The organism is Mesorhizobium carmichaelinearum (assembly GCF_900199455.1).
In the GTDB taxonomy this organism is placed as follows: Bacteria; Pseudomonadota; Alphaproteobacteria; order Rhizobiales; family Rhizobiaceae; genus Mesorhizobium; species Mesorhizobium carmichaelinearum.
Window position 1 is genome coordinate 353,912 of record NZ_FZQR01000005.1, and the last position, 24,214, is coordinate 378,125.

Here is a 24,214-nt window from a genome sequence, read left to right on the forward strand (position 1 = left end):
GCCAGGTCTGCGGAAACCGGGAAGGGCTTCAGAGATGAGAATTGCGATGCGCATTGCAATGTCCGCATTGGCCGCGACGGTGGCGGGATGCGCGACCTCGCCGGTCGACTACGGCGCGTCGCTTTCGCCGCAGGACCCGAAATGGGCGTCGCCGCAATGCCAGCAGGCCCGGGCGGCGGCTGCCGACTATGCGGTTCGCGAAAAACAGCACCCGGGCTGGGAATTCGCGGCACTTGGTCCGTATGGGTTAGGGATCATCGCGGCAACCAAGGAGCACGAGCAGAAGCAGCGAAAACTTTACGCCCGCGACGTGCACCTGCAATGCTCGAGCCTGCCTTTGCCGAAGGAGCTGCAGGGCGATCTGAACCCTGCAAGCGCAAAGGCGAAATATCCGTAGCCGTCTCGCCTGGGTAAGCGGTCAAGCTGGACGTGCCGAACTTTGGCGTGTCAGCTGGCCGATGGGGCGTTGATCGCAAATTGGGCGGCAAAAGCCCTGGCATAAGCGGGCCGGGCTTCGCCCCGAGCTACATAGGCAGCCAGGTTCTGATATTCGTCCAGAATGCCTGACATGCGTAGTCGCAGCAGCACCGATACCATCAACAGATCGCCCGCGCTGAATGCACCATCGAGCCATTCTGCGGCGCCCAGATAGGCCGAGAGCTTGTCCAGCACTGCCCGAACACGGTCTTTCACCAGCGGCAGCCGCTCCTCGCTCCAGGACTTGTCGGCTTCGAATATTCTTGCCGTCGTCAAGTCGAGGATCGGCGGCTCGACGGTGTTCAATGCGGCAAACATCCAGGTGATCGCACGCGCGCGTGCGTCGCGATCCCTGGGCAGCAGGCCCGCATGCTGCTCGGCAAGATGAAAGACGATCGAGCCGGTCTCGAACAGGCACAGAGATCCTTCCTCATAGGTGGGGATCTGGCCGAAGGGATGGATGGCCAGATGGCCAGGCGCCTTCATCCCGGCAAAGGAAACAAGCCGAACCTCATAGGGCTGCCCGACTTCTTCGAGCGCCCAGCGAACGCGCGTATCGCGCGCCAGTCCCTTGCCGCCATCGGGCGAGCGTTCAAAGGCTGTGATGGTGGGGATCATGGGAGGCTCCGGGTGGTTGGTGGGGTGTGCTTTGCATCCAGAGGACGAACGGCAGGCGTGACTTCCGACAAGCTATCTCGTTTTGGCCATGGGGGTAGGGAGCGGCGCGCCGAAGCTGCCGATCTCCCCCCTCGTGGGGGAGATGTCCGGCAGGGCAGAGGGGGGCGCTGTCCCGCCAGCCTGTCTCCAATCAATTTGCAGTGCCCTCACGCCTATTCGTCGGGTGGCCAAGTGCGGACGGAATGCTCGGCAAAGAAAGGTTGGCATTCCTTGGCGCCCCCCTCTGGCCTGCCGGCCATCTCCCCCGCGAGGGGGGAGATCACAGCGTCGCCGCCTCGCCAAACCACCGCGACGCAGCCCGGGCAGCTTCCTCAAGATCAGGCTCGCCATCAGCAGCCCAGGTGACGAAGCCATCCGGGCGCACGAGCACGGCGCTGAGGCCCAGCCGCTCCCTGGCGTCGCCGGCGACATAGCTGATCCGCTCGTTCCAGCGGCTTGCCAGCGCTTGCAGGGCAGGGTGGGCATCGAAGTCCAGGAGCAGGCCTTGCCCGTTCCTCAGGCGTTCGCCGAGCCTCACCCCGTCGGCCAATTCGAAATCGGGGGCGCTGCGGCCGACCAGTGGGTGGCTGCCGCCGAGATCGTGGCGCAGCGAAACGCCCCAGACGCGCTCGGCGAAATAGGTCGCGCCGTCGCCTGTGGTGATGAGATCGCGGATGATGGCTTCGAGCGCGCGCGAACTGCGGCTTGGCCGCATCAGCGCGACCTGGGCGCGCGACCAGTCGAGGATTTGCGCGCCCACCGGATGCCGTTCATCGAAATAGCTGTCTAGCAGGCCGGCTGGCGCGTCGCCTCGGATAGTGGCGGCAAGCTTCCAGCCGAGGTTCATCGCATCGCCAATCCCGAGGTTGAGCCCCTGGCCGCCCAGTGGCGAATGGATGTGCGCGGCATCGCCGGCAAGCAGCACCCGCTTGTTGCGGTAGGTGCTCGCCTGGTAGGCGCGATCGGTCCAGGTCGTGGCGAGGCGCAGCGCCGTCAGGGTGACGTCGGTGCCGGACACGCGGCGGAACACCGCCTGCACATGCTCCAGCGTGATCGGCTCTGTCCGGTGGAAAGCGGCGCCGTCGAACTCGACCATCGCGATGGTGCCGGGCCGGGAGTAGGTATACATGCCCGTCGGCGTGTAGTGGCGGCCGGGGCTCAGCGTGTCGGGATCGGCCAACTCGACTTCGACGGAATAGCCGGTGAACTCGGCATCGGTGCCGGTGAAGGCAAAGCCGCCAAGCTTGCGAACCGTGCTGCGGCCGCCATCGCAACCGACGAGCCAGCGTGCGTGAAAAGTCTCGCCACCGGCGCGGATGGTCACGCCTTCGTCCGACTGGTCGAAGCCGTCGACGGCGAGGCCACGCCTGATCTCGACACCCATCGCGGTCGCGCGGGTGGCGAGCATGGTTTCCAACTGCTCCATCTCGACCGCCATGCTGGTGCCCGCCGGGCCCGGCAGGCGATAGGGCCATTGCGAGCTGTCGACGGCGTCCAGGTAGAACTGGATGCCGGCGAAATGGCCGCCCGGGCGGCGCGGCTGCTGCATCCAGTGCGCGGCGGCCAATGTATTGGCGCCCGAGCCATCCTTCGCGGGCGGCGGTGCAATGGCGTCCAGCAGGCCGCGCCGGTGGAAGGCTTCGATGGTGGGTGCCGAGAGGCCGCGCATGCCGAAGGGCAGCCGCTTCAGCGGCGAGTTGGGGCTCTGGGCCTGCTCCAGCACCAGCACGGAGAGGCGTGCCAGACGCAGCTCGCAGGCGAGAAACAGGCCGACAGGACCGGCACCGGCAATTACGACATCATAGGGGATCGGGTTGTGCATGAACTACTCCTTGGTCGATGTGTTCGACCGGAGCGTTCCTCGAGTTGAGAGCCACACGGACGAACGATTGGGCGCTCAAACAGCGTCCGATGTTCGTCGTGGGGATCTCGTGCACGAAGCCAAAGACCAGAGCTCTCGTTACCGAGAGGAGTTGGGCTTACCAAACCAACTCTGCCTTTTCCGACAGCGGCTATATAGCGATGCGGCGATTGGTCTGCAACAGGCATGGCAGTGGCAAAGGGCAACGCTATCGACTAGGGGCCAACTACCCCGCGGCCAGCCATTTGCGCGACTGGGCGAAGGCCTTGAAGGCCTTGGCCTCCATGGGCCGGCCAAAAAGGTAACCTTGCAAGATATCGCAGCCAAGTTCCTTGAGGATACGCGCGTGCTCCATCGTCTCGACGCCCTCGGCGACCACTTCGATGCCGAGCGATTTGCCGATCTCGATGATCGACGCCACAAGGTGCCGTTGCGCCATTGAACCGGTAATGGGTGTGATCAGTTGGCGGTCGATCTTGAGGCGACGCGGCCGCAGCTTGAGCAGCGAGACGATCGAGGCGTGGCCGGTGCCGAAATCATCGATCTCGATGTCTATGCCGAGCTCCTTGATGTGGTCGATATTCCAGGTGACCAGATCGTCGTTTTCATCGAGGAAGATGGACTCCACCAGCTCGAACGACACGGTTCCCGCCTTGATGGCGAGCTTGCGCAGGCCCTCGATCAGGTCCTTGTCCTCCAGCCGCCTGGCAGAGACGTTGACCGACACGCGCGGGATGTTGAGATGACTGCGCGACCAGCGCTCGAAATTCTCCAGCGCGTGTTTGAGGACGATGCGGTCGATCAGCGCCACGACGTTGAGTTCTTCGGCCACCTTGAGGTAGGCGTCGGGGGCCAGGATGCCCCTTCGCGGATGCCTCCAGCGCGACAACGCCTCGACGCCGACGATTTCAAGCGTGCTCGCGTCGAACTGCGGCTGATAGTAGGCGACGAATTCGTGCCGCTCCAGCCCGCCGAGAATCTCGTCGGCGATCTGCTTGGTCCGCACGATCTCGTCCTGCAATTCCTCGTTGAAGAATTCGTGGCGGTTGCGGCCACGGCTCTTCGCCCGGTAAAGCGCGAGATCGGCGTTGACCAGCAACTGCTTCGCGTCAACGCCGGTGTTGGCGGCAATGCCGATGCTGACCCCGAAACGGCATGGATGGCCGCGATAATCGACCGGCTGGCGCATCTCCTCGATGATGCGGCCGGCAAGCGCCGAGAGCTGGTCGTCGTCAAGCCCACGGCTCACCACGACGAACTCGTCGCCGCCGATGCGCGCAACGAAATCGTCACGGCCCGCATTGGCCTTGATAACCTTGGAGGCATGCATCAGCATGGCATCGCCCGCGGCGTGGCCGAGCGTGTCGTTGATCTGCTTGAAGCGGTCGAGATCCAGGTGCAGCAGTGCCGTGCGCCGGTCCGGTTCGCCGTTTTCGGCCAGCAGCTCGTCGAGATAGCGGCGGTTGGGAAGGCCGGTCAGCGAATCGTGCAGCGCCGCATACTCGATATGTGCCTTGGCGAGATTGAGTTCGGCGTTCTTCGATTCCGTCAACTGGCGCTCGCGAATGAGGTTTTCGTTGAGCAGCACGTCGCTGCTCACGTCCCATTCGGCGCCGATCAACTTGGGTGTGCCGCCGATGTCCTGGAAGTAGGTTGCGCGCGTGCGCACATGGCGGACGGTGCCGTCAGGGCGAAGGAGCCGGTATTGTGAGGAGTAGGGGCCTTTTCTGGCCGAGGCCGAATCAAAGTCCTGCCTTGCCCGCCCGAGATCTTCAGGATGAATCGCCTGCGCCCAGTCATCATAGCCGCGCGGCTTGCCGTCGGCTGACTTGCCGTAGATCTCGTTGACGCGGTCATCCCACACCATTTCGTTGGTGGTGAGGTCGTGTTCCCAGACGCCGATACCGGAGGCTTCAAGCGCCAGCTCCAGGCGCCCGGACAGGCGCCTCAGCTCGGCGTAGTTTTTCTGCCTTTCTCCGAATAGCCGACCGGCCACCATGATCGGCAGCACCACCAGCGCTCCGGCGAGCAACATGAGCGACCGCAAGGTCCACTCGTTCTTCGGAGCCGCCGGCCAGCCGCCCTTGGGAATGGCCGAAATCTGCCAGGAGCCCGATGGTAGCAGCACATCGGCCGATACGGGATTTCCGGCGATGACCTGGTCGCCGCCGAAAAAGCGTTCGCCGCCGCCGCCCAGCGCATCCTTGCCTGTGAGCGCGACATCGATGTCGAGATCCGGGTCGGTCAGCCCGCTCGCCGCGTAGAGCCGGTCGACATCGACAACCGCCGAGACGATGCCCCAGAAGCGGTCGCCGCCGCCCGCGGTGGGAACATAAACCGGAATGCGGCCGATGAAGCCGCGCCCGCCCTGGGCAAGGTCGACCGGGCCGGCAAACACCAGCACCCGCTGGTCGCGCGCCCGGAGCGCTGCCGTTCGCTGCGCTTCGTTCTTGCGGTAATCGAGCCCGATCGCCTTCTCGTTGCCCTGCATCGGATACATCAACGAGATGACGAGGTCGGGCGCGCCGGCAATGTTGCGCAATTGCGATTTCTGTTCGAACAGATTGCGGGCAAGCGAGGCAAATCTTTGCTGGCCCATATAGGGTTCGGTATCGATGGCCGAAACCAACCCCTGAACAAGCTGAAGATTGCCGGCTACGTTGCCTTCGAGTTTGGCGCGAATGATGTTGACCTTGGCCAGTACGTCGGCGCGCGCCAGTTGATCAGAGACCCTTCTGTTCTGCTGGTCGGCAACGACGGAGCAGACGAGCAGCACGACGAAAGCAATCGCCGCCGGCAAGTTGGCGGAAGAAAAAATGGCCCGGCTCGCGCGGCCAAGACTGAATCTTGTTGTGGTCAATTCGACCCGGATACCATTCCTGAACAATAGCTCATCGATCCAGCCTAGTAGCAAACGCTTAAATTTACCCTTCCAGGCTGGCAGGAAGTTTCAGCATTAGCTTATGCGGGGCATTTCAACTTGCCGAGCGGAGTAGTGCTTAAACGACCGGCGTCGCCGGCGCTTTAGGTGACCGCGCGCCATCGTGCCAACATCCGGCGGCTGCTGGCCGGGACGGAGCCGCGCCTGGGGCAAAGCAGCCCGGAATAGAAAGCGGTACCGCAGATCCAGATCGTCGGTTCACACAAACACGATCGGGTTTTTCTCGCGCCGTGCGATGCCGATCAATTCCGCTAGTCCATCCGCAAATTCCCGAACCCATGCGTCGGTGCTGGGTTCGATGAGCTTCAAGTCGCGTTCGAGTTCGCCGAAGCTCGGTTCCTCGATGGCGTCTCCGGTATGGCTGCCGGAATAGAGGACAATCCGTTCCAAGGCCGACCCTTCGCCGAGATGGCCGGCAATCAGCTCCCGAAGCGCGGCGATGTGGGCGATGTTTCCGACACGCCAGTCGCGCGCCATGACATCGTCCCAGGTGAGATTCACGCCCTCGGGATGGATCACCTCGCATTCGCCCGTTGTCGGTTCGCGCTGAAAGCGATAGCCGGGGAATTCCCGCTCCAGGGTCGAAGCACTTTTGAAAACTGCCACATCGAGACCCATGCCGATCCTCCGGATACCCCAAGCCACATGAGCGTGCAGCGTTACGCCGGCAATCCCGCCATCCGCATCGCGTCGGTGACGTCGCCAATAATCTCAGGCGCCAGCCCCACCGCCGCAGACCACCGGCCAATGCTGAAATGCGGGTCGAGCGCCAACATCCGAGCGGCCGAAGCCTTGGCCTCGTCGAGCCGGCCGAGCCTGGCCAGCGGAGCGGCCAGCCATCCGTGCAGGATGCTGAAGCCGGGGTTCATCTCCACCGCCCGCCGGCCGGCAGCTATGGCCTGCTCGTGCCGGCCGGCGAGAAAATTGCCGAAGCCGATCATGCCTTGCGGCACGCAGTTCATGGCGTCCAGCGGGTTCAGCCGCAACGCCTGCTCGCCCCAGTCGATGGCGCGGGTCGCGTCGCCGCCATAGGCCACCGGCACGCAGCCGAACGTATAGACGAAGGCGCAGGAGGCGCTGAGCGCCAGCGCTTGCGAAAACGCTTCGTCGGCCAGCCTGCGGTCATGCTCGACCAGGCCGATGGTGAAGCCGGCCAGCGCCAGCGCCATGGCGTCGCCCGAGCCGTGCTCGATCGCCGCATGGGCATGGCGGGACGCCTTCTCGCGGTGCTCCGCCAGCATGCCGCCGCGGATGAAAAGGGTTTGATGCGCCCAGGCGGCAAAGCCGTGGACGAGTGCATAGCTCGGTTCGATGGCCAGCGCCTGGTCGAGCAGCGGCAGGCCCTTGGCGGCGCCCTGCGGCATGAAGGTGTAGACGTCGGGCAGCGCGCGCAGGAAAAGATCGTAGGCGTCGAGACTGTCGGGCCGCTTGCGCTTGACGCGCTCGATCTCGGCCCGGCGCAGATTGGGCTCTATGGCCGCGACGACACTGATGGTGATCTCGTCCTGCAGCGCGAACACGTCGGTCAGCTCGCGGTCGTAGCGTTCGGCCCAAAGGTGGCTGCCGTCCTCGGCGTCGATCAACTGGCCGGTGATGCGCACACGGCTGCCAACCTTGCGCACGCTGCCTTCCAGCACATAGCGCACCCCGAGTTCGCGCCCGACCTGCTTCACATCCACCGCGCGGCCCTTGTAGGTGAAGGAGGAATTGCGCGCGATCACGAACAGCCAGCTGATGCGCGACAAGCCGGTGATGATGTCCTCGACCATGCCGTCGGCGAAATAGTCCTGATCCGCATCGCCGCTCAGGTTCACGAAGGGCAGCACGGCGATGGAGGGGCGGGCGGGAATACCGAGGCCGGGCTTCGCCTGCTCGACCGTTGCGATCGCCTCGGCGCCGGCCTCCTCGCGCACCGTGCCGACGAAGCGAAAGCCCCCGCGCGGGAAGGTGCGGACGAGGCGCTGCTGCTCGCCATTGTCCTGCAGGGCGCTGCGTGCGGCGTTGACGCGGCTGGCGAGCGTGGCGTCCGAGACGATGCGTCCCTGCCAGACCGCATCGACCAGATCGTCCTTGCTGACCACCCGTTCGCGGTTGCGGATCAGATATTGCAGGAGGTCGAACACCTGCGGCTCGACGGAAATCAGGTCATTGCCGCGACGCAGTTCGCGCCGGTCGCCGTCCAGGGCGAAATCCTCGAAAAGATACGGCAAATTGCTGGCTCCAGGCCCGTGGAAGATTGCGACTCCAGCACCTTAGCCGTGTCGAGGCCGCAAAATCAAAGCCATCTCAAGGGAAAATCAAGCGGTCCTGAAGGGCGCCTCAAAGCGAGCGCGGCGGCCCTGCGGCATAGTCCTCCTGCAACCAACGCAAACAACACTTTGAAAAGGAGAACTCAAATGTCGAACAATGCAGCAAATTCCGTCGTCCTCGTGCATGGCGGCTTCGTCGATGGCTCCGGCTGGGAAGGCGTCTACCACCAGCTCAAGAAGGACGGCTACGACGTCACCATCGTCCAGAACCCGACCACCTCGCTCGCCGACGATGTCGCGGTGACCAAGCGCGCCATCGCAGAGGCGAAGGGCGATGTCATCCTGGTCGGCCACTCCTATGGCGGTGTCGTGGTGTCGGAAGCCGGCACCGATCCCAAGGTGGCTGCCGTCGTCTATATCGCGGCCTTCGCGGCGGATGCCGGCGAGTCGGTCTCGACCCTGATCGCCAACCCGCCTCCCGGCGCTTCCGTGCCGCCGATCCTGCCGCCCGTCGACGGCTTCCTGATGCTCGACAAGGCCAAGTTCGCCGCTGCCTTCGCCGCCGATGTGCGTCCCTCGCTCGCTGCCTTCATGGCGGACTCGCAGGTTCCGTGGGGCATTCCGGCGCTCGAAGGTAAGGTCACCAATCCGGCCTGGAGAGTGAAGCCGAGCTGGTATCTCGTCGCCACCGACGATCATATGATCCCGCCGCCGGCACAGCGCCAGATGGCGACCCGGGCCGGCGCGACAACGGTCGAAGTGCCCGGCAGCCACGCGGTCTATGTCTCCGATCCCTCGGCTGTCGCCAAGATCATCGAACAGGCGGCGACGAGCGTCGGCAAGAAGTGAAGCGAGCCTGCCTCTGCTTTGAAGGACAGCCCGGACGTTGGTGCGTCCGGGCATTTGCTGTTTTGACCCGGAGACACTCTTCAGTTTAGCTTTAGGAAATGAAACTGGTATCCATATTTGGCTACGAAGTTGAGTGGATAATAGATAGAGTAATAGGTTGCGGGTTGGGCAAATGGATTTGATCAGTGACTAAGCGCGAGGATGATGGCCACAATGAGCATATGCGGACTTATCGCGGATATTTGAGGAGTCTAAATCGGCCCTTGGCGGAGGAATACATACGCCAGCAAAGGCCGAATGTATCCACAGCCATCGATGCGTTGGCCAAAGCTGTCCCCGTCGCTCAGGCTATTGCACAGCTTCACGAAGCAATTCGCCGTTCACCCGCGAGAAATTTCTGGCCGGTAATCCGCGAGACCAAGGGTGTGCTTCTCGTTCGACCGACTGACTCGGACCAAGATTGCCCTTGGCCGTGGAGGCGAACAAAAAGTGGCAATATGAGCTACAAACTGCCCGGCCATCTTCTGTTCTCACCTTGGCCACCAAATTTCCATCGCATGCTCCTGAGTTGCATGGGCGGACTTCAGCGAGTGATGGCCGATATCGACGACCTGGAAAGCAAGAGTGATTTTTCGATCACGTTCCTCCCTTATAGAATTTGGTCAGCAATGCTGCGACCAAAATTCCTCATTCCCGAGATCCAACTGTTTCAAAGGTTTGCCGTGCCGGACAGCATAGCGGCCCTGGATAGGTGGTCCAATGAACCCCAGCGTGGTTCGAATATTGCGCTACGGATTTCGCAAGGAGCGCTGGTCTACAACGACGGGTCAGATCGTTGCGAAATTGAAATTCCCGAGGCGCTGACCAAACCTCTCTTTGTCCCATCGGCGCCTCGACCGCTGGAATTGCACGTGGTCCGAGCCGGAGGGCGATCCTATGACCCTTAAAGCCGTTACGGCACGTGTCGAGGGAAGGCGCTATGGACTGCGTGGCCGGCAACAAGCAAGAAGTCCGATGCCGCTTTTGGCAAACACATCGTCCGGTGTTCCGGGATAATGTGCTGGCTGAATAAGCTTGAGACAGGCGGTTCCGGACACGATGGCCAGACGGTTTGCGTTTCTCCTGGTGCGCGACTTCACGCTGTCGCCGCTGTCGCTGTTCATCGACACGCTGCGGCTGGCGGGCGATGAGGGCGACCGCAGCCGCAGGATCGAGTTCGACTGGGAGATTGTCGGCGAACGCGGCCTGCCGATCCGGGCAAGCTGCGGCGTCGAATTGCTGCCGACCAAGGGGATCGGCAATCCGGAGGATTTCGACAATGTCGTGGTGGTCGGCGGCCTGCTCGACACCAACCGCAGCCTGAGTTCCGACAAGGAAGCCTTCCTGTTGCGCGCCGCCGAGAAGGGGGTGCCACTGACGGCGCTCTGCACCGGAAGCTTCGTGCTGGCGCGCTACGGCCTGCTCGACGGCTATAGCGCCGCCGTCAGCTGGTTCCACATCAAGGATTTCCGCAACCAGTTCCCCGATGTCAACGCCCATGCCGACAGCCTGTTTTCCGTCGACCGGGGCCGCTCGACCTGCGCTGGCGGCACGGGGGCGGCCGACCTCGCCGGCTATTTCGTGTCACAGTTCATCGGCCAGAAAGCTGCGGAAAAGGCGGCCAAGATCCTGGTGCTCGACCGCATAAGAAGCAGCCGCGACGTGCAACCCGTCGGCGACCTGTTTCCAGCGGCGTCGAGCCGCGCCGTGAAGCGCGCCTTGCTTTTGATGGAGAGCAACCTCCAGGAGACGCTGCCGGTTAGCGAGATCGCCAGCCGGCTGAACTGCTCGCGGCGCCAGCTCGAGCGGCTTTTCGGCACCGAGCTCGGCATCGGCCCGATGGCGGCCTATCTGGCGCTCAGGGTCCATCATGCCAAGTCACTGCTCGAAGGCAGCGACCTGCAGATCGGCGATATCGCCTATCGCTGCGGCTTCACCAATGCCGGCCATTTCAGCCGCGTGTTCCGCCAGCAGACCGGCATCACGCCAACCCATCTCAGGCATCCCAACCGCATGCCTAACGGCGCGGCGGGACACTGAAGGCGAGAACGAAGCGCTGCCTCAGCCCTTCGAAATGCCACGCTCTATCAGCCGGGCCAGACGCGCCGAAAATGCCCTGGCGTCCGCCGGCTTGTCGCCGTCGAGGACACGAGCCTCATCATAGAGCAGATGGGCCGCGTCGTCCTTGAAGGCCTGCTCGTCGTCGCCGAGGCTGGCCAGCGCCAGCACGCGCTCATGCCTTGGGTTGATTTCGAGGATCGGCTTTGCCGCCTTGTCGAGACGGCCGGCGGCGTTCATCAGCCGCTCGAACTGCCGGTCGGGGCCATGTTCGGGTGCGACCAGGCAGACCGCGCTTTCGGTCAGGCGGTCGGACGCCTTCACATCCGAGACGGCGTCGCCAAGCGCTGACTTGACGAAGGCGAGGAAGCCGTCGACCTCCGGCGTTGCCGCCGCGTCCGGCTTGTTGGCGTCGTCACGCAGCGGGATGTCGGAAAGCTCGGCCACGCCCTGCGTCACCGACTTGAACGGCTTGCCGTCGAAGTCCGGCGCCATCGTCACCCAAAAACTGTCGACTGGATCGGTGAGCAGCAGCACTTCGATGCCGCGCGCTTTAAAACCTTCGAGCTGCGGCGAGGCTTCGAGCCGGGCGCGGTCGTCGCCAGCCATGAAGAAGATCGCCTTCTGGCCTTCCTTCATCGCGCCGACATAGTCGGCGAGGCCGCGCCAGCCTTCTCCTGATGTGGTCGAGTGGAAGCGGGCGAGCTTCAGCAATTGCTCGCGCCGTTCGTAATCCTCGTAGAGCCCTTCCTTGAGGACGACGCCGAAATTCTCCCAGATCTTGGCATAGGCCTCGGCCTCGTTCTCGGCCAGCTTGGCGAGGTCGCCGAGCACGCGGTTGGTCAGGCCCTTGCGGATGGAGGCCAGCAACGGGCTTTCCTGGATCATTTCGCGCGAGACGTTGAGCGGCAGGTCGGCGGAATCGACCAGGCCGCGCACGAAACGCAGATAGCGCGGCACAAGGTCGGCATCGTCGGTGATGAAGACACGGCGCACATAGAGCTTCATGCGGCCCTTGCGGTCCTGATCGAAGAGATCGAACGGACGCGAGCCGGGCACGAAGGCGAGCACCGAGTATTCCTGCCGGCCCTCGGCACGGAAATGGATGGTGGCGGCCGGCTCGTCATACTGGCCGGCGACGCTGCGGTAGAAATCGGTGTATTCCTCGGGCTTGATCTCGCTCTTCGGCCGGACCCAGAGTGCCGTGCCATCGGCGATGTCGCGTGCCTCGGCGCCGGGTTTTTCCACCAGCGTAATCGGCACCGGTACATGGCCCGACTGCGACTTGGCCAACTGCTCGAGCCGGTAGGAGCCAGTGTAGGAGACGGCGTCGTCCATCAGATGCAGCACGACGCGGGTGCCGCGCTTCGGTGCGGCTTCGAGCGGGGCGGGGGCGACCTCGTAGGAACCCTTGCCGTCGGACGACCAGCGCCAGGCCTCATCGCTGCCGGCCAGGCGGCTGATGACGTCGACGCGGTCCGCCACCATGAAGGCGGAGTAGAAGCCGACGCCGAACTGGCCGATCAGCTGCGTGTCCTCCGTGCCTGAGCCGACGCGCTCGATGAAGGCGCGCGTGCCCGAGCGTGCGATCGTGCCCAGCGCCTCGGCCATGTCGTCGCGGCTCATGCCGATGCCGTTGTCCTCGACGGTGATCTGCTTGTTGTCAGGATCGGCTGAAATCGAGATGCGCGGCTTGGGGTCGTCACCCAGCAGTTCCGGACGGCTGACGGCCTCGAAGCGCAGCTTCTCGCAAGCGTCCGCGGCGTTGGAGATCAGCTCGCGCAGGAAGACGTCCTTATCGGAATAGACCGAATGCACCATCATGTGCAGCAGCCGCGAGACATCGGCCTCGAATGGCCTGGTTTCCGTCGCTTTGGTGTCTGTCGTCATTCCGATTTTTCCCACGCTGTTCATCCGCCCGCCGCGCCGTTGCGCGTTCGGGACTTCCTTTCAACCATTGTTGGCGGCTCTGGCAACCCTGTCGGTCGGGCGAGCGCGCCGACGATATGGTGGTGAGATGCGAGGGCAACAAGAGGGCGCCGGCGGCGAAACTATCGATCTCCCCCCCTCGTGGGGGAGATGCCCGGCAGGGCAGAGGGGGGCGCTGTCCCGCCGACTTCACCTATTCGCAGGGCTCAGCGATGAGCGTTCCTTCCAAAGGCGAAAGTAATCCAACGCCATGAGATGTCGGCGGGCCAGCGCCCCCCTCTGGCCTGCCGGCCATCTCCCCCACGAGGGGGGAGATTGGCAGCGTTGGCGCCGCGCCTACTTCCCCGCCATGTGATCGGCCAGCGCCTGTGCCTGCGCAAGCAGCGCCGGGAAAGCCGCATCCGCCGGCAGGCTCTTGCCCAGGCAGGCGCGGAAGTCGTTGTCGCCTTTGGTCCAAGCGGCGTTGGCGGCGTCGGATGTGTTCTCGTCGCTGTCGTCGGTGGCTTGCTTGGCCAGTTTCTGGGCGGCGGCGTCGGCGGCGGTCCACACGGCGTCGCAGGCCGCGATCTTGGGGATGGGCGGTGCCGCGGGCGCTTCTGCGATCAGGACGCTGTTGTCCTTGACGACCGTGACGACGACCTCCTGGTCGTAGTTCGGCCCGACATCCTGCGCCCAGCCGCCGAGCCGTGCGATCACCATGTCGGCGCCGTCAGGCTTCTTCAGCGCAAAATCGAGCGTGCCGGTGAAGGCGGCGTCGCTGCCGATGGCCTGGGTGTAGAAGGCATCGAGCTTCAGCGCCGCGTCGAAGCTGGTCGGCAGTTTGAGATCGGCGTCGGTCTCGGCGGCGCGCGACTTGAGCCAGCGCTCGACCAGTCCGCGTGTCGAGGCCACGATGCTGGGGCCATCCTCGGTGCCGTGGCGCAGGCCGTCCAGCATGCCGAAGCCGACATCTGAGGAACTGAGGCTTTCGAGATTGATCGTGCCGGCCGCCGGAAAATCCTTGACCGTGAAGGGGCCAAGCAGGGCGCTGAGGCGCTTTTCGAGGTCGGCGCGGGCCTTTTCATTGGCCGCATCGAGCGTTTCCACTGGGGTGTTGGCGCTGTCCATCGCCGCGATTGCCGCAATCGCTTTGTCGCGCGCGGCGATATAATCGTCCTCGGGTGCGGCGGCGAAAGCCGCACTGCTCGCAAGTGCAAACATGACCGTCCAGACCAACCGCATGACAGAACCTTTCTTCGTGGCGATCAACAGGCAAGGCAGCCATCGGGCAGCTTTGCGGCTATTGCGCGGCAGGAAACGTCGAGGCGAAACATCCTGATCGGCGAGGGATAGCAAGCGCCGCCATTAACCATCAGTTAACTATCCGGTCGCCTTTGACTCAAATTTGACGGATACTGTTTTTGGCCAAACGAGGCTGATCGAGGGACCCGGAGAAGACAGTAATTTTTAGACTAGCGCGCGGCTTTCGGGAGCGCGCGGCAGCTTGAATTTTAAAAAGAGCGATGGACCACCGTCGCCTTGCGGGGAGGCGTCAGCATCATTCTTGATGAGGATCGCCGAATGAAGATCGAAGATGCGGTTACTGCTGTAACAGCCGAGGCCAACGCGCTCATGTCGTGCCTCGGCCAGCCCGTGGTCGCCTACCACGTTACGGCCATCATGCGGGAGGCCGACCGGGAACACGCCAGGCAGATGCAACTCGCCCTGATGCGGCGAAGCATCGAGGCGCTGGTCGATGACGGCCTGGAGGATGTGGTCGCGGAGCATTTTGCCTCGCAGTTCGACGGGCGTCTCGGCTTGGCATGGATGCAGCTGCACGCATCCGATGGCGTGGCGCACTGATCTCGGCCAACTGGCCTCACGCGAGTTCTAATTGACCGTTTTGCCAATGGCTGCGGTTCGCCGCAAGGCGGTCGTCGTCCACAGAGCCGTGCGAAAGGGTGTGGGCACACAATCGTGTCTATCCCCGCACAATTCGATAGACAGTAGCGTCACCCTCCACACCTCGAAGAGGCGCGTCAAAAGCCACGACACGATGGCCGGCAAGCATTTCGCGAACCCCGGGCGCGGAATAGAGCGCCTCGGAAATGCAGACCTGTCCGGCTTCTGCCAAGGACTGCACGCGCGCGGCGACATTCACGGTCTGGCCGAAATAATCGAGGTTGTCGTTGAGCGTCACGGCGATCGACGGTCCACAGTGGGCGCCGATCTTGAGGATGATCCCCGGCCCGTCATGGTCGCCGTTGAAGCGATCGATTTCTTCAAAGATGTGGAGTGCAGCCGAAATCGCATCCGACGGCTGCGAGAATACAGCCATCACCGCGTCCCCAATCGTCTTGACCACCGCTCCGGAGTGCTGCTGAACCGCCACGTTGACCAAAGCGAAATGCTCGCGGACCAAAGCATAGGCGTTGAGGTCACCCAGGCGCTCATACAGGGCGGTCGAACCCTTGAGGTCCGTGAACAGGAAGGTGATCTGCCGGATGCCGAGCCCCTCCTTCTCGTCGACGCGTTCGGACCGGAACAGCTGGCGGAAGGTTTGCCGCGCAAGCAACGCTCCACCGGAGACATAAGGGTCGAAATCGAGCGCCGGCTTGGTGGTCAGCGCGACAAGTTCGGGCGGCCAGTTGATGACAAGCAACGAACCTCGCACCGTCCCCCTATTCGCGACCTCGATGACAATAGGACCAGGTGGCACCGTGGGCAACGCCGGCAAGAAGCGTTTGCCGTCATAATCGATCTTCAGAAGTGTCGGCGCCAACACCGGATCGCCTGATATTGGCACGGCGAATGCGGCCTGCGTCTGCACGTTGACGCCCGAAAGGGCACCTGGTCCCAGGTCGGCACGGAGCACTGTGGTGGTGCCGGGCGGCAGAAACGTCATGCCCCGAACGAAGCCACGCAGAATGTCAAGAAAGCGAACGTCTTGGCCCGGCAGCCGCCCATCATGTCCGAAGTGGAGCTTCCAGTGAAAATCCTCGACAGGGAGCGTCTCGGGGTCGTGGTACGGCAAGCGCCGTAACTTCGGCGATACCGAGAAGGTGACCTCGATGAAGTCGTCGAGGTCGGTGTCGCCCGATACGTCGCACAGGCCACAGACGTAGTGGGTCTTCAACGTGCGCAAGGCGCCGAAACTATCGAGCACCATCCCGGACTGGGGACACAGCACATCCCAGCTCATGTCGAACAAGCCACAGCGGGCGGCATGAAGGAAGAGGTCGATTGCTTCAGCCTCGGCGATTGCGCGATCGCGAGCAAAGGACCGCGGATTAACGCGATAGAGCTGGTGGTCGTCAGCGCTCTTGATCAGCGTCTCGAATTTCGAGATGACGCGTGGGCTCCAGGCTCGCGCCTGCTCCACCTTGGTCATCTTGCTTTCAAGAAGACGATCGTTGACTTCCGTCACGCCGGATCCTCGACCTTGCCTCACGACAGCCTACTAAAAAACCGGCGCGATGCGAATGGACTGAATTCCCTGTTGTACGCGGTCTGTCCAGGAGGCTCAGAACAGCACGCCGCGCACTGGAGCAGACGCGCCGAAACGGTGGCAGTTCTCGCTGCCACCGTTGCATGAGCTCAATGGCCGCGACATTGAGGATTGCATCCTAGGCCCAGACCTGCAGCACGGCTGCGTCCGCCACGATCATGAAAGTAAAGCCGATCGCCGGGGCGAGGTGCTTGAAGCCCTCGCGTGCCTTGATCAGCGTGCCCAGCGCGGCGAGGATAAAAAGCGTGAGACCGACCAGCGCGATCATTCGCGTGGATGGAAACAGCAAGGCCGCCGCCCCCGCGACCTCCAGACCCGCCGTCAACAAACGCCACCCTTTGGGGTAGCCCCAGCGTTGGAAGTCCGCTTCGGCGTTGCCGGCATTGATGAGGTTGGCCAGACCTGCGCCGGCGAACGCCAGCGCAACGATCCCGTTCAAAACCAGGGCGATGCTCATCGCGGAGCTCCTTGCGTCGGGTTGGCACCCGTGGGGTTGGCACCCGTGGGGTTGGCACCCGTGGGGTAGGCGCCCATCTGGTGTAGAACCTCCTGCAGATTGAGCTCGTCCCAATGCTCGACGAACCGATCGCCTTCGACGCGCCAGATATCGATCGAGCGCATGGCAATTTCGGCGCCCGATGCCGGAACACCAATGAACGGTCCGGTGTGGCGGGCCGTGTAGGTGTAACGGCCGACGACGCGGTCGCCGACGGCAAAGGCGTCCTCGACGACGACGTGGGTGTCGGAGAGGGTTTCGAACCAGTGGCCCATGAACTCAACGACGCCGGCCAGGCCGGGTCGGACGCCGGGGTTGTGGTTGACGTAGTCTTCAGAAACCAGTTCGGCGAAGCGTTCAGCGTTGTGGCTGTTCATGATGTCGGCGAACAAGTGAGCTAGATCGACGGGGTTGCGCATGTTGACCTCTATGGATTATAAGGCGATACACAATCGTATCGTATAAAATCATATAAGACGGAATCGTATCGTATGCAAGAAGGAAGCTCCAGAAAGTGGCGGGACGACGATCCGCGCAGGCTGCGGATGGCCGAGACGAGGGCCTCGATCCTGCGTGCGGCGCGTCCCATTTTGCTGCGGGATGGCCTCGGCGGAACGACGCTGGACCGGGTCGCGGCGGAAGGGGGGATCGCGAAAATGACCCTCTATCGTCACTTCCCAAGCAAGGAGGCGCTGTTTGAGGGATTGGTCACCGCGATGTGTGAGTACATGCGCGAGGAGATCGAGAACGCCGCGCCTCCCGATATCAACAAGCCCAGGGCGGACCGGCTTGCTGAAGAGCTGCACGCCTTCATTACGGCCCTTCTTGAGCCGGACGCGCTGGCGCTCTATCGCTTGATCGTCGCCGACGGATGGCGCTTTCCCGCTCTGTCGACGGCGTTTGACCTGTCCGGCATGCGCGTTATTCGGCAGCGCATAGCGGGGTTGCTCGAGCCTGGCGCGGTCCCTTCCAGCGGGTCACTGACAATCGCCGGCGGGATCGTGGCGCTGGCACTAGGGGATGCCTATCAGCGCGCGATCATGGGCATAGTCGAAGAGGGAGACGCCGAGGCGTTTGAACACCAAATCGAAGATGCCATTGCTTACGGGCTCAGCCGCCTCAGCCCTTCTTGAACGCCGCCACCACCATTTGATTGTCACGCCTTCTGGGTGGTCAGCCGTTCGAGCGCGTCCACGATCAGGCCACAGAACTTCGCATGGTCGAGCTTCATCGCCACGGTGTGGCGGAAGTCGGTCTGCTCGCTCGCCGTGCCGCCGAAATGGTGCATGCCGCCCATCTCTGCGAAATTGCAGACCGTCATGCCCTTGGTCCAGCGGCCGGCGATCTCGACGCGGATGTCGGCCTTCTCGGTGGTGAAGACAGTCGGGTCGATCATGGCTGCGACGCAGCATGCGTCATGGATGGCCGGATATTCGATCTGCAGCAGGCCGCCATGCGTGGTCGCGATGAACGCCCAGATATCGAGGATGAATTTGGCCATCGGGCCGCCGATGGCGCGCACCCGGTCCTGCAGGTCGGGGGTGGCCAGCGCCTGGTGGGTGAGGTCGAGCCCCACCATGGTAACGTCCCAATTGGCGCGGAACACCACGTCGGCGGCCTCCGGGTCACCATAGATGTTGAACTCTGCCGCCGGCGTGATGTTGCCGCGCGTATAGGCGCCTCCCATCGCGACGACCTTCTTCACCCGCTCGACGATGCGCGGGTCCTTGCGCACGGCGAGCGCGATGTTGGTGTAGGGACCGACCGGCACCAGCGTGACCGTCTTCGGCTCATGCGCCATGACGGTGTCGATGATGAAGTCGACGGCGTGCCGCTTGTCGAGCTCGAACGAGGCGGGCGGCAGCACCGGGCCGTCGAGCCCGGTATCGCCGTGGATCTCGACGGCCAGCACCTGGTCGATGATGAGCGGGCCGGGGGAGCCCTTTGCCACCGGCACCTTGATGCCATAGGCGGTGCATACGGACAGTGCATTGCGTGTGGTGTTCTCGACATTGTGGTTGCCCGAAACCGTGGTGATACCGAGGAGGTCGATGTTCGGGTTTCCGGCCGCGAGCAATATGGCGATGGCGTCGTCGTGCCCAGGGTCGCAGTCCAGGATGATCTTTTCCATGGTGGGCACCTCCCTTGTCGGCCGAACCTGTTGGCACAAGAGGCTGGCGCGTCCGCGTCGTCAAGGCTCTGGTGCTCGACCGATCCAGCCTGCGTAAGTCTGGTCGCGCGCCGCCGGAGCATGCTCGGCGCCGCTGATCCGAACAGAGCCGTCTCCCGGCATTGCGCAGGGGAAAAGTTTTCGTTCGTTCGAATGACAACAGCCGAGGAAATAGAAGATAGCGTCCGGGTGACGCGGCATCCAGCGCCGTGGCTCGAACTAAGTGGAGAATACGATCGCGGTGAGGGTCGCGCCAGATGAGGTTAAGTGATGGATCATTTGCAGGGTACTACGACAAAATATCCATGCCGTGACTTCACCTTTATCAAACGACGGCCTTCGATTGTACTTGACGGGATACGTGGCATGGGCTGCAACGCCATGCTGTCCCTCGTTTTTCCAATCCTCGTTCTGCTGTTGGCGTCTCCGGCAAATAGCCAGCAGGCGCCCGATGCGTCCACGACTGCCGCAGTCAACGGCCGTTCGTCGGCCAAGGTTTTGGACAACACTGATATGGCGCAAACGCCGACTGGCGAGAATGAGGCGGCCTTGCGCCGCGAATTGGCCGCGGCACGAGCCGAGCTGGCGAGGCAAGCTCAGGTCCTGAGAGAGCAGCAGCAAACGGACGAAGCCCTCACACTCAATCTGGAGACAGCACAGCGTGCCATCGAAAATTTCCGGGCGGAAGCCAGTCTCTGGGACAGCAAGAAAGGCGCAATGCCTGAAGCGCCACTCTCCACGGATGCCCCTCAGGCTACCGCGGCGCAGGCGCCTGATCCGGAGCGCCACAAGGTTGAACTCCTGGAACAGGAACTCGCCACGGCTCGCCAAACGATCGACGCCCTCAAGACAGCCGCAAATCTGGCCGCGAAGGATCGGCAAGTGGCCGAGGCCGCTTCAAACCAGGCCAGAGAAGCACTCGAGCTGGAACGTCAGCGAGCGGATTCAGCCATGCGTGACCTCGACAGCGCCCGCAAGGAACGCGACGCCTTGAAGCAGAGCTCGACAAACTTGAGTGCGGCGCTGGACCAGGAGCGTGAAAGGGCCAACGGCCTGGCCCGCAGCCTCAGTGCCGCGCGCGAGGAAATCGACAGCGTCAAGGACAAGCGTCGGACCGCGGCGGTGCTGCGCGCGCCCAAGGCAGGTACCTCCAAGAGTGCGCTCGCAAGTTCACCGTCGCGTTCGGTCGCGGCCCATAAACCGGGCCTGCCGAAAAAACGCAAGGTGAAGGGCTCAAAGTCACCGCAACCTGTCATGCTGGCAACCATCGCTCTTCCTCCCGCATTGCTGCCAAGCCGACCACTTTCGCCGTGAAATACAGGTGAGCGAAATGCATGGCGCAGGGAGGATGACGGTGAAAAAATACTTCGCAGCCGCGCTGACGATCGGTATCGCAACCGGGCCTGCCTCGGCGCTCGATGCAGGTTCAGGCGGTAAGGTCGGCGGTCTCGGGGTCAGTGCTGGCTTGAGCGCCGGTTCGCAAGGCGCATCCGTAGGGGTGGGCGCAAGCGTCGGCGGCGTTGGCGGGGCAAACGTCGGTGCCTCGGTCGGCGCAGGCAACGGGTCGGTCAGCGCAGGCGTCAGTGCCAGCGGCAACGTTGGCACCTCAGGCGGAGGCCTTTCGACCGGTGTCGGCCTGGGCGCCGCTTCGTCCGCCGAAAACGGATCGGCAACCGCTCCCGGTGGTCAGGCCGCTGCCGCGACAGGCACTGGCTCTACCACGACAACCACCACCTCTGCCACGACAGCCACAGCCTTTACCAAGACCACTAGGCAATCGATCGTCCTGCCACCTGTCCTCAGGCCTTCCAAAGACGGCCAGGGCGACCTCACCAGGGGATATCCCTTTGGAGCCCTGGAAGCGCTGACAGCGAAACCCGGTACGCCGGCCGCGGTCGTACAAGCCTGCCGCGCGGCGATCACGTCCGCCGCCAAGCCGCTCGGCGCCGTCCGTGTCCGCGCGGTCAGCGCAGGTGTCTTGCATCGACGTGGAGGTGCACTGACAGCGCCGATCAAGGTGCGAATAGACTATGCGAGACGAGGCGGCATCGAAGTCCGGCAAGCGCAAGTCGGCTGTCGCCTCGATAAGGCAGGCAGGGTCACTGCGGTAATCTAGAACCAACCTGCAAGAGGGCAGGCGGTGCTGCGTCAACTCGCTCGAGTTGGTCGAGGCGGCGATAGATAATGGTTCTGTCTTCACTTTCCGGAGAACGGAGGTTCTAATCTCATGTGAGCTGCTTCGAAGTCGATCTGGACCGCGCAGGGGACGTGACATGGTGGATTCTGACCGGATCGACAGACTGATCGCAGCGGTACCCTCCGCTTTGGCGCTTCGAGCCGGGTTGGACCTTGGCGTCTTCACCCGGCTCGGTGACGATGCCGCGACTGCCGACAGCCTTGGGGCCGCGCTCAAAGTCGAGCCCGATCGTCTGTCGCGGCTGCTCTACGCGCTCGCCAGTATCGGTCTCCTCGAAGTCACGGATGGTCAATTTCGCAACGGAGCCGAAGCGTCGGCCTTCCTCGATGCGTCCAAGCCGACCTATTGCGGCGGCGATCATGCGCTGCTGCGCGAGCTCTGGGGAGCCGACCTTTTGACCGCGGAGTCGCTGCGGCAGAACCGGCCGGCTGCGCTGCACGACTTTTCCGAGGCGGGGCCTGAGTCCGCGGCAGCTTTCAGCCGCATGCTCGCACCGGGCGGGGTGATTTTCGGCCGGCATCTGGCCCGCGAGATCGACCTCACGGCGATCGGTTCGGTGATCGACATAGGCGGCGGGGCGGGGACCATTCTCGTCGGACTTCGCGAGCAACGGCCACAGATTGTGGCGACGCTGATGGAACTCCCGACGGTCGCAGCGGTCGCGCCAGCTATCCTGGCCGAATATGGTGCCGACGACGTGACTGTCGAAGAAGGCGACATAACGGTCGCGCCATCGATCGGTCGGCACGATCTGGCGATCCTGAAGGCCGTCGTCCAGGTCCTTCCGCCGGACCAGGCCCGCCGTTCGATCCTGAACGCGGCGCGCTGCCTCACACCAGGCGGCGAGATCGCAATTGCGGGGTGGGGTGTCGTCGATGACGATCGCCTCGGCCCGCCCGAGGGGGTCTTTCTCAACCTCACCTTCTTGAACCTTTATCGCCACGGCGAATCCTACACGGAAGGCCAGTATCGGGCGTGGATGACCGAGGCTGGATTGCGCGATATCTCCAGGTCGCGCCTCACGGACGGCTGCACCTTGTTTCGTGGGCGCCTTGGCTAAAAGATCAGATGGGTATGGAGTTCGCGGTCTGATTGCGGGCGGGGCCTTCTCAGCCCTTCCGCTTCTCCCCCTCCGCCTTCCGCAGCAGAAACCGCTGGATCTTGCCGCTCGGCGTTTTCGGCAATTCCGTCACGAAGTCGAGCTCGCGCGGATAGGCGTGCGCCGAGAGCCGCTTGCGGACGTGTTGCGCCAGCTCCTCGGCAAGCTCCGGGCTGCCCTTGAAGGCGGGCGACAGGATGACGAAGGCCTTGACGATTTCGGTGCGCTGCGGGTCGGGCACGCCGACCACGGCCGCCTCGTTGACGGCGGGATGTTCGATGAGCGCGCTTTCGACGTCGAAGGGGCCGATGCGGTAACCCGACGAGGTGATGACGTCGTCGGCGCGGCCGATGAAGGAGACCGATCCATCAGGCTCGTATTCCACCGTGTCGCCGGTGCGGTAGTAGCCGCCCGCGATCGCCGGGGTATCCGCCTGATGGTAGCCATCGAACCAACGCAGCGGCGAGTTGGCGATGTCGACGGCGAGGATGCCGGGCTGGTTGGGGCCGAGTTCCCGGCCTTCATCGTCCAGCACCACCATACGGTAGCCCGGCATGGCGAAGCCGGCGGAGCCCGCGCGGACGGAATGCGCGAGGCCATGGTGGTTGTTGACCATCATACCGTTCTCGGTCTGGCCGTAATGATCGTGGATCGGCGCGCTAAGATGCGCGTCGAACCAGCGGATCACTTCCGGGTTGAGCGGCTCGCCGGCGCTGCTCACCACGCGCAGCCGGCCTTTCACGCGGGCGGCGGCCTCGGGTCCTTCGGCGAGCAGCAGGCGGAAGGCGGTGGGCGAACCGGCAAGGCTGGTGACGCCCAGCCGCTCGATGATTTCATAGGTACTCCCAGCGGTGAAGGCGCCCTCGTTGAAGGTGGTGGCGATGCCGAGCAGCAACGGGCCTGATATGGCGTAATAGAGGCCGTAGGCCCAGCCGGGATCGGCGATGTTCCAGAAGACGTCGTCGGGGCGCAGCCCGATGGCGTCGCGCATATAGGCGCCGAAGGCCAGAAGCGCGCTGAGTGGTACCGGTACGCCCTTGGGCAGCCCCGATGTTCCTGATGTCGACATCATCATGAACAGGTCGTCACCCCTGCGCATTACCGGTTCGCAATCGGGGGAGGCGGCGGCGAGGGCGGCACGGAAGTCGATGGCGCCCTGGGGCAAGGCATCGCCGGCGCCAAGAATGGTGGCGACCGGCGGGCATTTCTCGATCTCGTCCAGCTTGCCGCAATTGGCCGGATTGGTCACCACCAGTTTGGCGCCGCTGTAGCCCAGGCGGTGTTCGATCGCCTTCGGGCCAAAGGCGGTGAACAGCGGCTGGTAGACGGCGCCGATGCGCCAAGTGCCGAGGATCAGCGCCACCAGTTCGGGAATGCGCGGCAGCATGCCGGCCACGACATCGCCTGGGCCGACGCCCAGATTCTTGAGCAGGTTGGCGACGCGGCCGGACATGTCCGCGAGGTCGTCGAAGCTGAACAGCCGGAGTTCGCCGCCGGCTGAGATCGCCCGCAGCGCCAGCCGGTTCGCACCGGTGTGGCGGCCGCAGCATTCGACATAGGCGTTGATGCCGGTCGCCGGGTCGCCGTCGAGCCTGGCGATCTCATCTTCGATACGAAAGGCCGCAACGGCGTCCTCATAGCGCGGCAGGCTGGCTGCTGGCGTCCTGGTCATGGCTATCCTCCCTCAGCGGCGCATCATCTCCCC

21 protein-coding genes are annotated in these 24,214 nt (G+C 63.6%); 9 read left to right on the forward strand and 12 right to left on the reverse strand.

The window, feature by feature from the left end; all coding sequences use genetic code 11:
- The first annotated feature begins 46 nt into the window (after positions 1–46).
- The gene (locus CKW40_RS14890) at positions 47–397 is read left to right on the forward strand and encodes a hypothetical protein (protein WP_095200630.1); all 351 of its coding nucleotides are present in this window, start codon (positions 47–49) and stop codon (positions 395–397) included.
- A 50-nt stretch (positions 398–447) separates the two neighbouring features.
- Here the strand turns inward: CKW40_RS14890 and CKW40_RS14895 are convergent, their stop codons facing one another.
- The 5 genes from CKW40_RS14895 to CKW40_RS14920 all read right to left on the reverse strand — a co-directional run bounded on the left by CKW40_RS14895 (position 448) and on the right by CKW40_RS14920 (position 8,146).
- Positions 448–1,095 (reverse strand): glutathione S-transferase family protein, encoded by a 648-nt coding sequence (locus CKW40_RS14895; protein WP_095200631.1) that lies wholly within the window; start codon positions 1,093–1,095, stop codon positions 448–450.
- 319 nt (positions 1,096–1,414) lie between these two features.
- Positions 1,415–2,956: an FAD-dependent monooxygenase gene (locus tag CKW40_RS14905; protein ID WP_095200632.1), complete on the reverse strand. Its 1,542-nt coding sequence runs from the start codon at positions 2,954–2,956 to the stop codon at positions 1,415–1,417.
- Positions 2,957–3,221: 265 nt separating this feature from the next.
- The gene (locus tag CKW40_RS14910) at positions 3,222–5,855 is read right to left on the reverse strand and encodes a bifunctional diguanylate cyclase/phosphodiesterase (protein ID WP_095200722.1); all 2,634 of its coding nucleotides are present in this window, start codon (positions 5,853–5,855) and stop codon (positions 3,222–3,224) included.
- A gap of 279 nt (positions 5,856–6,134) precedes the next feature.
- Complete coding sequence (locus CKW40_RS14915; protein WP_095200633.1) at positions 6,135–6,554, reverse strand: hypothetical protein; 420 nt, start codon at positions 6,552–6,554, stop codon at positions 6,135–6,137.
- 41 nt (positions 6,555–6,595) lie between these two features.
- Positions 6,596–8,146, reverse strand: a complete 1,551-nt coding sequence (locus CKW40_RS14920) for a winged helix-turn-helix domain-containing protein (RefSeq protein ID WP_095200634.1) — start codon at positions 8,144–8,146, stop codon at positions 6,596–6,598.
- A gap of 186 nt (positions 8,147–8,332) precedes the next feature.
- Here CKW40_RS14920 and CKW40_RS14925 point away from each other — a divergent pair, with 186 nt between their 5' ends.
- The 3 genes from CKW40_RS14925 (at position 8,333) to CKW40_RS14935 (ending at position 11,113) form a co-directional block, all read left to right on the forward strand.
- Positions 8,333–9,034, forward strand: coding sequence for an alpha/beta hydrolase (locus tag CKW40_RS14925; RefSeq protein WP_095200635.1), 702 nt, complete (start codon positions 8,333–8,335; stop codon positions 9,032–9,034).
- Positions 9,035–9,531: 497 nt separating this feature from the next.
- Entirely contained in the window at positions 9,532–9,981 is a 450-nt protein-coding gene (locus CKW40_RS14930; protein ID WP_143748297.1) for a hypothetical protein, read from the forward strand.
- A 151-nt stretch (positions 9,982–10,132) separates the two neighbouring features.
- Positions 10,133–11,113, forward strand: coding sequence for a GlxA family transcriptional regulator (locus CKW40_RS14935; protein ID WP_095200637.1), 981 nt, complete (start codon positions 10,133–10,135; stop codon positions 11,111–11,113).
- Between the two features lie 21 nt (positions 11,114–11,134).
- Here CKW40_RS14935 and htpG read toward each other — a convergent pair whose 3' ends face one another.
- Both htpG and CKW40_RS14945 read right to left on the reverse strand, forming a co-directional pair.
- Positions 11,135–13,021, reverse strand: coding sequence for a molecular chaperone HtpG (htpG, locus tag CKW40_RS14940; RefSeq protein ID WP_095200638.1), 1,887 nt, complete (start codon positions 13,019–13,021; stop codon positions 11,135–11,137).
- Positions 13,022–13,396: 375 nt separating this feature from the next.
- Positions 13,397–14,281 carry a hypothetical protein gene (locus tag CKW40_RS14945; RefSeq protein ID WP_095200723.1) on the reverse strand — a complete coding sequence of 295 codons (885 nt, stop codon included), beginning with the start codon at positions 14,279–14,281 and terminating at the stop codon, positions 13,397–13,399.
- Positions 14,282–14,620: 339 nt separating this feature from the next.
- On the opposite strand from CKW40_RS14945, the gene CKW40_RS14950 reads away from it, so the two are divergent.
- Positions 14,621–14,902, forward strand: coding sequence for a hypothetical protein (locus CKW40_RS14950; protein WP_095200724.1), 282 nt, complete (start codon positions 14,621–14,623; stop codon positions 14,900–14,902).
- Between the two features lie 118 nt (positions 14,903–15,020).
- On the opposite strand, the gene CKW40_RS14955 is transcribed toward CKW40_RS14950, so the two are convergent.
- The 3 genes from CKW40_RS14955 to CKW40_RS14965 form a co-directional block, all read right to left on the reverse strand.
- The gene (locus tag CKW40_RS14955) at positions 15,021–16,466 is read right to left on the reverse strand and encodes an adenylate/guanylate cyclase domain-containing protein (protein WP_095200639.1); all 1,446 of its coding nucleotides are present in this window, start codon (positions 16,464–16,466) and stop codon (positions 15,021–15,023) included.
- 199 nt (positions 16,467–16,665) lie between these two features.
- A complete protein-coding gene (locus CKW40_RS14960) occupies positions 16,666–17,004 on the reverse strand; it encodes a DoxX family protein (RefSeq protein WP_095200640.1) in 339 nt (112 codons plus the stop codon).
- Complete coding sequence (locus CKW40_RS14965; protein WP_095200641.1) at positions 17,001–17,462, reverse strand: ester cyclase; 462 nt, start codon at positions 17,460–17,462, stop codon at positions 17,001–17,003. The genes CKW40_RS14960 and CKW40_RS14965 overlap by 4 nt, the downstream gene beginning before the upstream one ends.
- Positions 17,463–17,534: 72 nt before the next feature.
- On the opposite strand from CKW40_RS14965, the gene CKW40_RS14970 reads away from it, so the two are divergent.
- Positions 17,535–18,176, forward strand: a complete 642-nt coding sequence (locus CKW40_RS14970; protein ID WP_095200642.1) for a TetR/AcrR family transcriptional regulator — start codon at positions 17,535–17,537, stop codon at positions 18,174–18,176.
- A gap of 23 nt (positions 18,177–18,199) precedes the next feature.
- Here CKW40_RS14970 and CKW40_RS14975 read toward each other — a convergent pair whose 3' ends face one another.
- Positions 18,200–19,174 carry a nucleoside hydrolase gene (locus tag CKW40_RS14975; RefSeq protein ID WP_095200643.1) on the reverse strand — a complete coding sequence of 325 codons (975 nt, stop codon included), beginning with the start codon at positions 19,172–19,174 and terminating at the stop codon, positions 18,200–18,202.
- Positions 19,175–19,483: 309 nt separating this feature from the next.
- On the opposite strand from CKW40_RS14975, the gene CKW40_RS14980 reads away from it, so the two are divergent.
- From CKW40_RS14980 to CKW40_RS14990, 3 genes are all read left to right on the forward strand, one after another.
- Positions 19,484–20,527, forward strand: a complete 1,044-nt coding sequence (locus CKW40_RS14980) for a hypothetical protein (protein ID WP_143748298.1) — start codon at positions 19,484–19,486, stop codon at positions 20,525–20,527.
- Between the two features lie 40 nt (positions 20,528–20,567).
- Positions 20,568–21,329: a hypothetical protein gene (locus CKW40_RS14985; RefSeq protein ID WP_179297972.1), complete on the forward strand. Its 762-nt coding sequence runs from the start codon at positions 20,568–20,570 to the stop codon at positions 21,327–21,329.
- 157 nt (positions 21,330–21,486) lie between these two features.
- A complete protein-coding gene (locus tag CKW40_RS14990) occupies positions 21,487–22,470 on the forward strand; it encodes a methyltransferase (protein WP_095200646.1) in 984 nt (327 codons plus the stop codon).
- 49 nt (positions 22,471–22,519) lie between these two features.
- Here the strand turns inward: CKW40_RS14990 and CKW40_RS14995 are convergent, their stop codons facing one another.
- Positions 22,520–24,181 (reverse strand): acyl-CoA synthetase, encoded by a 1,662-nt coding sequence (locus CKW40_RS14995; RefSeq protein ID WP_095200647.1) that lies wholly within the window; start codon positions 24,179–24,181, stop codon positions 22,520–22,522.
- Positions 24,182–24,214: the final 33 nt, after the last annotated feature.

Coding starts and splice junctions, on each gene's coding strand:
- CKW40_RS14890 (WP_095200630.1), top strand. CDS start 47: ATGCGCATTGCAATGTCCGCATTGGCCGCGACGGTGGCGGGATGCGCG.
- CKW40_RS14895 (WP_095200631.1), bottom strand. CDS start 1,095: ATGATCCCCACCATCACAGCCTTTGAACGCTCGCCCGATGGCGGCAAG.
- CKW40_RS14905 (WP_095200632.1), bottom strand. CDS start 2,956: ATGCACAACCCGATCCCCTATGATGTCGTAATTGCCGGTGCCGGTCCT.
- CKW40_RS14915 (WP_095200633.1), bottom strand. CDS start 6,554: ATGGGTCTCGATGTGGCAGTTTTCAAAAGTGCTTCGACCCTGGAGCGG.
- CKW40_RS14925 (WP_095200635.1), top strand. CDS start 8,333: ATGTCGAACAATGCAGCAAATTCCGTCGTCCTCGTGCATGGCGGCTTC.
- CKW40_RS14930 (WP_143748297.1), top strand. CDS start 9,532: ATGAGCTACAAACTGCCCGGCCATCTTCTGTTCTCACCTTGGCCACCA.
- CKW40_RS14935 (WP_095200637.1), top strand. CDS start 10,133: ATGGCCAGACGGTTTGCGTTTCTCCTGGTGCGCGACTTCACGCTGTCG.
- htpG (WP_095200638.1), bottom strand. CDS start 13,021: ATGACGACAGACACCAAAGCGACGGAAACCAGGCCATTCGAGGCCGAT.
- CKW40_RS14945 (WP_095200723.1), bottom strand. CDS start 14,281: ATGCGGTTGGTCTGGACGGTCATGTTTGCACTTGCGAGCAGTGCGGCT.
- CKW40_RS14950 (WP_095200724.1), top strand. CDS start 14,621: ATGAAGATCGAAGATGCGGTTACTGCTGTAACAGCCGAGGCCAACGCG.
- CKW40_RS14960 (WP_095200640.1), bottom strand. CDS start 17,004: ATGAGCATCGCCCTGGTTTTGAACGGGATCGTTGCGCTGGCGTTCGCC.
- CKW40_RS14965 (WP_095200641.1), bottom strand. CDS start 17,462: ATGCGCAACCCCGTCGATCTAGCTCACTTGTTCGCCGACATCATGAAC.
- CKW40_RS14970 (WP_095200642.1), top strand. CDS start 17,535: ATGCAAGAAGGAAGCTCCAGAAAGTGGCGGGACGACGATCCGCGCAGG.
- CKW40_RS14975 (WP_095200643.1), bottom strand. CDS start 19,174: ATGGAAAAGATCATCCTGGACTGCGACCCTGGGCACGACGACGCCATC.
- CKW40_RS14980 (WP_143748298.1), top strand. CDS start 19,484: ATGGATCATTTGCAGGGTACTACGACAAAATATCCATGCCGTGACTTC.
- CKW40_RS14990 (WP_095200646.1), top strand. CDS start 21,487: ATGGTGGATTCTGACCGGATCGACAGACTGATCGCAGCGGTACCCTCC.
- CKW40_RS14995 (WP_095200647.1), bottom strand. CDS start 24,181: ATGACCAGGACGCCAGCAGCCAGCCTGCCGCGCTATGAGGACGCCGTT.